Origin of the sequence: Halonotius terrestris (assembly GCF_006861665.1) — an archaeon.
In the GTDB taxonomy this organism is placed as follows: domain Archaea; phylum Halobacteriota; class Halobacteria; order Halobacteriales; family Haloferacaceae; genus Halonotius; species Halonotius terrestris.
Map to the genome: position 1 here is coordinate 1 of NZ_RKLU01000021.1, position 7,936 is coordinate 7,936.

The 7,936-nt window shown below is 53.7% G+C and carries 9 protein-coding genes and 1 pseudogene; 8 read left to right on the forward strand and 2 right to left on the reverse strand.

Going from position 1 to position 7,936, the window contains the following annotated elements; translation table 11 throughout:
• The 4 genes and pseudogenes from EGH24_RS15545 to EGH24_RS15000 all read left to right on the forward strand — a co-directional run.
• Window positions 1-218, forward strand: a 218-nt coding sequence (locus EGH24_RS15545; protein WP_221886770.1) for a hypothetical protein, incomplete at its 5' end; no start/stop codon positions are given.
• Window positions 203-400: pseudogene (locus tag EGH24_RS15720) on the forward strand (site-specific integrase); the annotation flags it as partial. The gene EGH24_RS15545 and the pseudogene EGH24_RS15720, both read left to right, overlap by 16 nt.
• Window positions 401-722: 322 nt before the next feature.
• Window positions 723-1,034, forward strand: a complete 312-nt coding sequence (locus EGH24_RS15725) for a hypothetical protein (protein ID WP_246058042.1) — start codon at window positions 723-725, stop codon at window positions 1,032-1,034.
• The gene (locus tag EGH24_RS15000) at window positions 1,031-1,717 is read left to right on the forward strand and encodes an NAD(P)-dependent oxidoreductase (RefSeq protein WP_142980882.1); all 687 of its coding nucleotides are present in this window, start codon (window positions 1,031-1,033) and stop codon (window positions 1,715-1,717) included. Before EGH24_RS15725 ends, EGH24_RS15000 begins: the two co-directional genes overlap by 4 nt.
• Before the next feature lie 48 nt (window positions 1,718-1,765).
• On the opposite strand, the gene EGH24_RS15005 is transcribed toward EGH24_RS15000, so the two are convergent.
• On the reverse strand, window positions 1,766-3,232 hold the full coding sequence (locus tag EGH24_RS15005) for an amidohydrolase family protein (protein ID WP_142980883.1): 1,467 nt from the start codon (window positions 3,230-3,232) through the stop codon (window positions 1,766-1,768).
• 326 nt (window positions 3,233-3,558) lie between these two features.
• On the opposite strand from EGH24_RS15005, the gene EGH24_RS15010 reads away from it, so the two are divergent.
• The 4 genes from EGH24_RS15010 to EGH24_RS15025 all read left to right on the forward strand — a co-directional run bounded on the left by EGH24_RS15010 (window position 3,559) and on the right by EGH24_RS15025 (window position 7,481).
• Window positions 3,559-4,947, forward strand: a complete 1,389-nt coding sequence (locus EGH24_RS15010) for a permease (protein WP_142980884.1) — start codon at window positions 3,559-3,561, stop codon at window positions 4,945-4,947.
• 282 nt (window positions 4,948-5,229) lie between these two features.
• Entirely contained in the window at window positions 5,230-5,547 is a 318-nt protein-coding gene (locus EGH24_RS15015) for a hypothetical protein (RefSeq protein ID WP_142980885.1), read from the forward strand.
• 58 nt (window positions 5,548-5,605) lie between these two features.
• Complete coding sequence (locus EGH24_RS15020; protein WP_246058043.1) at window positions 5,606-5,953, forward strand: SHOCT domain-containing protein; 348 nt, start codon at window positions 5,606-5,608, stop codon at window positions 5,951-5,953.
• A 103-nt stretch (window positions 5,954-6,056) separates the two neighbouring features.
• A complete protein-coding gene (locus tag EGH24_RS15025) occupies window positions 6,057-7,481 on the forward strand; it encodes a multicopper oxidase family protein (RefSeq protein WP_142980886.1) in 1,425 nt (474 codons plus the stop codon).
• 80 nt (window positions 7,482-7,561) lie between these two features.
• Here the strand turns inward: EGH24_RS15025 and EGH24_RS15030 are convergent.
• Window positions 7,562-7,936 (reverse strand): HAD-IC family P-type ATPase (locus tag EGH24_RS15030; RefSeq protein WP_142980887.1); only part of this gene is annotated, 375 nt, incomplete at its 5' end.

Sequence of the window (7,936 nt, forward strand, 5' to 3'; positions counted from 1 at the left end):
GCGTTGTGGGGCGGCAGAAAGTGAGATTTCGCCAATGTGGTCAATACAACCGTGGCGTGATTTCGCCAGAAATAGATGACACGATTGGGAAGGACAACCGACTCAGCCCCAGTATTTCCCGATTTAGCTTCGACAATGAATCCACCTTCACAACTTCGGAGGATGAATTTGATGCGTGCCTTCTATTCAGAACCTCTATCCAGAAAACCCGGGTATAATCCACGAGCTACGTGAGGAGTACGCCGAGGATCTCTTGTTGGCGTTCTGGAAGACATTCGACCGCCGTCGATCACGACGGCTGGCGCACGGTCGGTTCTCCAGCGACTCTTTGAGGCGGAGGGGTCGACACTAACCATCCAAAACACGCCCATATCGCTTCCACGGTGGTCGGCGTGGGATAGTTTCCTCCTCGTCTTTAATTTTCAACACGGATTTTCTATTTAATGCAATTGTGTCTTCGTTTCTTTTGATTCAGTCTGCAAATTCATTCAATACTTTAGTTTAAACTTGTTATACGTTCGAATCTTACCTCATTCTGGTAGATTTCGTGCTGTCACGCTGAGTTCCCGGCTAGGATCGTGCGAAGATAGCGCTTCAGTATTGGATCAAACCCGTTACGTGGTGCCTTTCTCTCTTCTTATTATGGTTGGTAGAAGTTCGATGTAGTCGGTTTCGAATCGTAGCCACAAACTCAGTGAATAACCCGCCCGTAGTGTTATCATATGAGTACACCACCTGATCGAACAGGCGTTCGTGAAACCTCGGGCAATAGTCGGGTATCACTGCATCTCGATCCACTTCCATTTGCTGCGGCAGCAGCTACGGTCGCAGCTGTCCTCATGCTTCTACTCGGTCTCTTCGGGATGATTGGAGTCTACGAAGGCGGGGTCGAAATGATGAGTCAGTGGCATTTATTCTTTACACCGACACCTGCCGGGACTATTGCTGGAATCATTGAAGCGGTGATCATTACAGGTGGATTCACCTACCTGTTTGCTAAGTTGTACAACCGCTTTTCGGGTTCACTCTCATGAAACTCGCTGTGTTCGGAGCGACTGGTGGAACTGGACGGCGTTTGATCACGCAGGCGCTCGCAGCCGATTATGACGTTCAGGCTCTCACTAGATCACAGGCTAAACTCCCACCAGGTGAGCAGATCACAGCTATCGAGGGAAATGTCTTGGATCCAAAGGCAGTCTCTGAAACAGTCGAGCATACAGACGCCGTGGTTTGTCTCCTCGGGCGAACGCCGAATAACCCACTGAATGTTGTGTCTCGGGGCACACAGAACATTATTGCGGCGATGGATGACCGACCAGTTAGCCGATTGCTTGTGTTAACGTCGATGGGTCTCGGTTCGAGTTCCGAAACTGTTCCGTGGTATGTTCGAATTGCAAACGCAACCATTCTCCACGATCTGATGGCAGACAAGGCGCGTCCAGAAGAACTAGTTATGCAAAGCGACCTCGACTGGACAATTATACGCCCCGGTGGATTGACGGACGCACCACGAACCGGAGAATACGTCCACGGTATCGATATTGATGTGCATGCACGACCGATTTCACGGTCTGATATCGCCGATTTTCTGCTTCAAATTGTCAAAGAGGACCTATACGTTCGAGAGATACCGATAGTTACCAGCCAGGAGAAAGCCGATCTGGGATTTTACTTGGATCAGTTTACGACAATTGCGAAGCGACTCGGAACTAACTGACACATCACTTGTTCGAGTCCTACGTCAGATTGGGAAAAAGTAAGTTGATCACCGGGAGAATTGATCGCGTACGGATTGGATCGCGAGACGAGTTAGGAGTCGCGCAGGGCCACGCTTTGGTAGTTCTCGTATAGTCTCGATGCCAGTCGGCGGTTCACTACCACCAACGTGTAGTTCCCAGTCCGTCTCGTCCATGAACCGTTCGACAGCCTGAGTCACTCGCCGTCGAACGTCGTCTGAATCCATCGTCGTGGGCACGCCATCCTGAAGGACGATATTACCATCGACGATTACTGTCTCGACGTCGGCCGGTACTGCGTTGTTCACGACGTGTGCAGGGACATTGGTCAGCGGGGTAAACTTCGGTTTGTCGACATCGAGGAGGATAATATCCGCGCGCTTTCCTTCTTCGATACTTCCGATTTCGTCGTCAATCCCCAGAGCGCGTGCGCCCTCAATAGTGAGCATTCGTATCAGTTCCATCGAGGTGAACTGCCCAGACGACCGCTTGAGATTTGCCGCTAGACGTGCTTGCCGCGCTTCTCCAAACATACTGTATGAGTCGTGCCAGTAGTGGTCATCAATACCTAACCCGACATCAATGCCTGCAGCTCGAAGCTCGGGAACGGGCGTCCATTGTGTCTCTCCGTTTGGATTCCAGTAACAGAATACGGATGGGCAGTGCGCAACAGCTGCGTCCGCCTCGGCAGTTCGCTGGACGTCCTCCTCATCGGCAACGCGGAAATGAGCAGCGATCAATCGGTCGTCTAGGAGTCCAACGTCGTCGAGGAGACCTATCGAATCCGTTCCACCATTCGCTCGCGCCATGGTGTTACTCTCATCGAGTTCTAGCAAGTGCGTGTGGACGAGCAGGTCTGGATACTCTACGGCGAGGGATTTGGTCCGTTCCCACAACTGACGAGTACATGACCAGTCGTCGTGCGGGCAGATCGTCGCCCTAATTCGGCCGTCATACGTGTTGTGGTATTTTTCGATAAACTCACGAGCACGAGTGAATTGCTGATCGACTGATTGGTCCCAGAAGAGATCCGAAATCGCTGGCCCGAAAAATCCACGGAGCCCTGCTTCGCCAAATGATTCCGCACCTGCGGCAGGGCGTGCGTCCATCGAGTTCACAGTTGTGACACCGCCCAACAAGAAATTGAGCGCTGCGAGCTCAACGCCTGCCTCAACGAGATATTCGAAGTCACCATTTGCTAATCTATTGAACAAGGCAGTCCCACTCCCAAGCATCTCCGTCAGATTGAGCTCGCTGAACGCACCGATGAGCGGTGTCATTTCTAGATGCGTGTGGGCGTTAACCAACCCCGGCATCACCAGTTTCCCGTTCCCGTCAATAACGGTGGGAGCGTCTATTTTCCCGTCTCCTGTACGTGACGGTCGGACTTCTTCGATGTTGCCATTGGTAATGAATACGGTTCCACGCTCATACAGCCGGTTCCTCTTATCGGCTGTTAGAACGAGTGCATCGTGGATTACCAGATCAACACTCATTGTGAATCAGGAAGTGGATATGTAACGACCATACCAGACGGACGAGTAGGTTGGCGTACATTGCTCCTACAAGTAGTGTTCCTCATATTTGAGGTATGGTTGGTCTTTATCGATCCCATTGACATACAATACGTCACCATAATTTAATCCGATTTTCCTTACGAATCCGAAGTCGGATTTCATGGAGCCTATAGCCGGTTTCGATGTTGCTCCTCTTTCTGCTAGAATATCAATTTGAACCGCTTATGATTCCATAGTTTGGATGCACTCATAGGCGGCATATTCTAACCACAATTGCAATAGATTATCCTTACGAAGATACAACTATGCAAGCGACACTAATCAACGGAGTTCTTGAATCACTCCGCATCGGAATCGGATTCCTTTGGACCGCGGCGTGGGCGATTATTATGGGGATCACGATCACGAGTCTCGTCCAAGTCTACGTATCCAAGGAGCGAATGGCACAGGTTCTCGGTGACGGCGACCTGAGCGGACTTACCAAGGCGACCCTGTTTGGGGCTGCGAGCAGTGGGTGTAGCTTCGGAGCCGTAGCCATCGGGAAAGGACTATTCAAAAAAGGTGCCCATGCAGTCAACTTCATGGCGTTCATGTTTGCGTCGACGAATCTCATCGTCGAGCTCGGGTTGATGATCCTCATTTTGTTGGGCTGGGAGTTCCTCCTCGCGGAACTTCTCGGTGGTCTCGTCCTCATCGTCGTCATGGCGGGCATCGTCCATATTACACTCCCTGAGAATCTCTTCGACGAAGTTCGGGAAACTCTCAATGAGCGCGACCACCAATCGGGTGTTACTGAGGACCCCACCTGCGGAATGGAAGGAACAGACGAACACACACTCACGACCGACGGCGGTGAGACGCTGAAGTTCTGTTCGGAGGGGTGTATGGAGACCTATCGCCAAGAGACATCGAGCTATGGAGGGTGGCGGGAGGAGTTTCTGTCTTGGGGTGGCTGGTACAAGATCGGAAATCAATACCGAAAGGAATGGTCCATGATCTGGACGGACGTCATTGCGGGCTTTCTCATCTCGGGGTTCGTGATTGTCTTCGTCCCGCAGTGGGTCTGGGAAACTTTGTTCATTCAGGGTGATGGCCTCCTTGTAACCGCTGAGAACGCCATTATGGGTGTTGCTATTGCCGTCGTTAGTTTCGTCGGCAGTATAGGCAACGTCCCGTTCGCGGTCGCACTCTGGGGTGGTGGTGTCAGTTTCGCGGGTGTCATCGCATTTGTCTACGCCGACCTGATTACAATCCCCGTTCTGAACGTTTACCGGAAGTACTACGGCTGGAAAGTCATGCTGTACATCCTCGGCGTCTTTTTCGTGACGATGGCGTTCAGCGGTTTCCTTATGGAATTGCTGTTCGATGCTCTCGACATCGTCCCGAACTTAGCGGGTGGGGAGACGGCAACTGAAAAAACTTACTTCGAACTCAACTACACGTTCTACCTCAACCTCATTGCGTTCGCCTTCTCCGGGTTCCTCCTGTACGTCTATCGGCGGGGTCTCGGCGCACCGGGACAGTATCGAGATCCGGTGTGCGGTATGCGGACCGGCGAAAACGGCCCGAGTATCTCGTATGATGAAACAACGTATCATTTCTGTTCGAATGCCTGTAAGCGGTCGTTTGAGGCCGAGCCAGAGGAATTTGCCGACCGAAGTCCAGAAGCGACCGACCACGAACATGACCACTGAGTCATTGCCTGCTACGGATGTATTGACAGTCTCCGTGTGTGACCAGTAATAGTCGACCCCGATCGCGGCTCGAACCGTAGTCGTCGGCTGGATCGACGCAAGAAGGTCGACCGATCCTGTGGTTTCTCAGACCGTTCCCCTCGAATTCAGCAGGTATGAACGATCTCATCGACAGAAAACGATTAGATAGCGTTAGAGACGTTCTTGGACGATCTCCTGTTTGAGTTCACACCCACGAAGATAACTCCGAACCCACCGTATGACTACGTGAGGCGAAAGACAATGACCAACCGAAACCTCGGACGATGGCTGCTCGTAGCGCTCGCGATTGTGGGACTTGCGTTCGCCGCCCCGGTGGTTAGCGCACACGGTGGCGAACCGATCCAAGGGAACGAGACGATAGCTGACCGAACGCCAGCCGATGGTGGTGCAGCAGACTGGGCGACTTGGATGGAAGGTCACATGACCGACTACATGGGACCGGATGCCATTGACGAGATGGAAGCGCACATGGGCGTAACCGTTGATGAAATGGCTCAGGATATGGAGAATGACAATTACACCGCTACGGGGATGAACGGACAGGGGTACGGCTGCTAACGATCCTTGTCCGAGGTACAAACACAATAGACATGCAATTATTAACCCAACGATCACAATGACACACTACACTAACACCCTCAGACGGACGACTCGTCGAATCGCGATGCTCGCGGTTCCACTGTTGGTTGCAGCAACGGGCACTGCAGCCGCTCACGGTAGCGGAGGCTACGGCGGCAGTATGATGGGTGGCGGAGGTTGGGGGCTCTTCGGTGGTGGAATGGGCCTCTGGAGCCTCCTTTGGATGGGGCTTCTGATTGCCGTCCCACTCTATCTCGCCTATTCATTCCTCAACGGTAGTTCTGAGGGGAACAATAGTCGACCGCTTTCGGTTCTCCGTGAGCGTTACGCTCGTGGTGAACTCACCGATGAAGAGTTCGACCGCCGACGAAAGAAACTTGAATAGATAATATAAACGAAATAAAAGAGAACCGTGTCTAAATACTCCCGTCCGTCGTCTACCGTGACGGGACCAAACAAAGAACTCCATTATTGGATTACGATTCTTCATGGAATATACAAGACAGACCACCGATATCTCCCGTCGGAGACTCCTCCAACTGACAGGAGCGACCTCTTTCGGCGCGCTTGCGGGCTGTACCGGTCTGGTACCGGGCAATGACGATGATGAGGGTCGTGAGGTGCCGCCGCGCTCGACAGTGACAGCCGAGCCAGATACCTCCGTCAACCTCACCGCGGCGGCCGGAACCATCCAACCAGCACCCAATACGTCAACGGGCAACTGGATATACGACGGTCAATTCCCGGGTCCAGAAATACGCGTCCAGGAGGGCGACGTGCTCAGCGTCGACTTGACTAACGACCTCCAAGCGGAGTCAACGATTCATTGGCACGGGGTTCCCGTTGCTAATCCGGTCGATGGAGTACCGAACGTAACGCAAGAACCGATTGACACCGGGGATACATTCACCTACAAGTTCCGTGCCGAACCCGCCGGGACGTACTTTTACCATAGTCATGTCGGACTTCAGCTCGACCGAGGATTGCTTGGACCACTGATTGTCGAAGAACGCGACCCACACGTAGAGTACGACCGCGAGTACGTCGTTGTTATTGATGATTACCTCCCTACAGAGCCTGCACTTCCTTCGGACGGTGGCATGGGCGGTGGCGGAATGGGTGGGATGATGGGTGACGTTCGGCCGCCGTACGAGGGACTGCTGATCAATGGTCGACTTCCAGAGGATCCGCCGACGTTCGACGTGACAGAGGGTGAGCGGATTCGCTTCCGGTTCGTGAACGCCGCCAGCGCAACCGTCTTCGGTGTACGGATTGCTGGCCACGAGATGACGATAACACACGCCGATGGGCGACCTGTCGACCCCGTCGACGTGGACTCGTTCGTCTTTGGAGCTGGTGAGCGCTACGACGCCGTGATTGAGGCGACGAATCCGGGTACGTGGGCCATTCAAGCGGATGCACTCGATGGAAACGAACCAGCAGCTAGAGCTGTCGTTGAGTACGGATCAGCAAGCGGGGAGAGCCCACAGCGCCCATCATCGGCCAGTAACCAACTGCAGTACGGAGACCTGCAGGCAATCTCCCCGCTCGACGGGGTGAGTGGAGATCCGGACCGAACGTTCGATCTGACGCTCTCCCGTGGCAGAGGTCAGTCCTACACGTGGACGATAGATGGGCAGGCCTATCCGGAGGCCGATCCGCTCCAGATTCGACCCGGAGAGCACGTCCGCATACGGATGACCAACCAGAGCCCAGTCATTCACCCGATGCATCTTCACGGCCACTTCTTCCAAGTCGGGAAAGCTATCAAAGACACCGTCCTCGTACCCGGACATATGGGACAAGTGATCATTGACTTCCACGCGGACAATCCCGGCCGGTGGCTATTCCATTGTCACAATCTGTATCACCTGGATGCCGGGATGGCACGCGTCGTAACATACGTCGAGTGACTACTGGTGCTTCTGATTTGGTTCAAGTGAGACGATCGTGAGTTCGTCTCGAAGTTGGCAGAGGTATTGTGTGGCGGCCGTTAGCGGAGGAACCCGAAGAGTTTGTAGTCGTGGTCGGGGGTGTACCGACGGAACAGTAGACTGTTCGTCAGCACAGACACCGACGAGAACGCCATTGCTGCTGCAGCGAGAACCGGCTGCAGAAGACCGAGCGACGCTAACGGAATCATCGCCGTGTTGTACCCCAGCGCCCACACGAGGTTCTGCTTGATCTTCTGGAGTGTTGCATCCGATATACGGATCGCCTTCACGACGTCGACCGGATCGTCGCGCATCAGCGTCAGATCCGCAGCCTCGATGGCGACGTCCGTGCCGGAACCAATAGCTGTCCCGACGTGTGCGACTGCGAGCGCTGGCGCGTCGTTGACACCGTCACCGACCATCATCGCTTGCCG

Bases quoted from the DNA above. Each gene is read 5' to 3' on its own strand.
- EGH24_RS15725 (WP_246058042.1), top strand. From the start codon at position 723: ATGAGTACACCACCTGATCGAACAGGCGTTCGTGAAACCTCGGGCAAT.
- EGH24_RS15000 (WP_142980882.1), top strand. From the start codon at position 1,031: ATGAAACTCGCTGTGTTCGGAGCGACTGGTGGAACTGGACGGCGTTTG.
- EGH24_RS15005 (WP_142980883.1), bottom strand. From the start codon at position 3,232: ATGAGTGTTGATCTGGTAATCCACGATGCACTCGTTCTAACAGCCGAT.
- EGH24_RS15010 (WP_142980884.1), top strand. From the start codon at position 3,559: ATGCAAGCGACACTAATCAACGGAGTTCTTGAATCACTCCGCATCGGA.
- EGH24_RS15015 (WP_142980885.1), top strand. From the start codon at position 5,230: ATGACCAACCGAAACCTCGGACGATGGCTGCTCGTAGCGCTCGCGATT.
- EGH24_RS15020 (WP_246058043.1), top strand. From the start codon at position 5,606: ATGACACACTACACTAACACCCTCAGACGGACGACTCGTCGAATCGCG.
- EGH24_RS15025 (WP_142980886.1), top strand. From the start codon at position 6,057: ATGGAATATACAAGACAGACCACCGATATCTCCCGTCGGAGACTCCTC.